The 1,091-nt window shown below is 47.2% G+C and carries 1 protein-coding gene; it reads right to left on the reverse strand.

The window, feature by feature from the left end; all coding sequences use genetic code 11:
- Positions 1 to 1,091 (reverse strand): VolA/Pla-1 family phospholipase (locus tag R7F07_RS25350; protein ID WP_411976924.1); only part of this gene is annotated, 1,091 nt, incomplete at both ends.

Below are 1,091 nucleotides of genomic sequence, written 5' to 3' on the forward strand. Positions count from 1 at the left end.
TAAGCCCAATTTCTTGGCTAACGGCTCTGTACCTGCAAATGGAGCGTTCGCAACGTTATTCGGTACCGTCTTATCACCTTCAACTTCTGTCATCAAGAATGGTGTAGTTAGAGTGCCTGAAGCAACTAGGTCTGCGGCATTAGTAAATGGATCTACAGTATCAAGCGTGGTTTGCGCTGCGTAGATGAACTGTGAGAAACCAGCACTCAGAGCTGCAAGCTGTTCCGGTGTCGCTAAACCTTCAAAGACCTCGTAACATGCTTTGTCATCTAACTGAGCACACTGCGCGTCAGCGTAAGACTTGTAATCCGTTGATGCTGCATAAGCAAGGTTGTGCTTGATTTGTGGACCAAAGTCTGAAGAACCCAACAATAGATTACCGATTTGACCACCAGAGTTCTGAATAGAGGCCGCGCTAAATGTATACAGTGCATCAGCAGTAGGGCTGCCTAGTGTGTTGTTTGCAGCAGCAACCGCAGACGTACCAACAATACCGCCTAGTGAGTGACCCAGCATTTTTACTTGAGAGCCCGTCATTGGGTTAAAACCTTGAAGAGGGCCGCCAGCCAATAGACCGCCTTGCGCTGATACTACTAAACTAGCACGTAAGCCCAATACATCCAGCACGCTTTGACGAAGGTTATCACGCGCTACAGCAAGGTTAGACAGGTTCAAGTAAGCAAGAACGTTCGCATTTGCCGATCGTTGTTCGTCTAGGCTACGTGTGCCGTGGATTGGAAGATCGATAGCGATAACAGCTACGCCAGCCTGCACCATATTAAAAGCAAATGCATACGCGTTTTCTTTCGCTGAGGTGATACCGTGTTGGTAGATCACCACGTCTTTTGCTACACCATTTTGAGGAGTAAACAGTAAGAACTCGACATTTTCTAAAGACTTAACCTCAGGAACAGGAGAGTAACGAGTAATAACTCGCTCGCTATCCAATTGTGTACCGTCGTTTAAGTACAGTTTCGAGCCTACCAGTTTTAGCTGCTCTGTTGGATCTGTTGCCAGCTTGCTAACGTCTACAGGAGAGCTTGCGAAAACGCCAGAAGAAAGTTGCTGAACCATGTTCGCTTGTTCTGCTG

Origin of the sequence: Vibrio sp. YT-16 (genome assembly GCF_033337405.1) — a bacterium.
GTDB lineage: Bacteria > Pseudomonadota > Gammaproteobacteria > Enterobacterales > Vibrionaceae > Vibrio > Vibrio alginolyticus.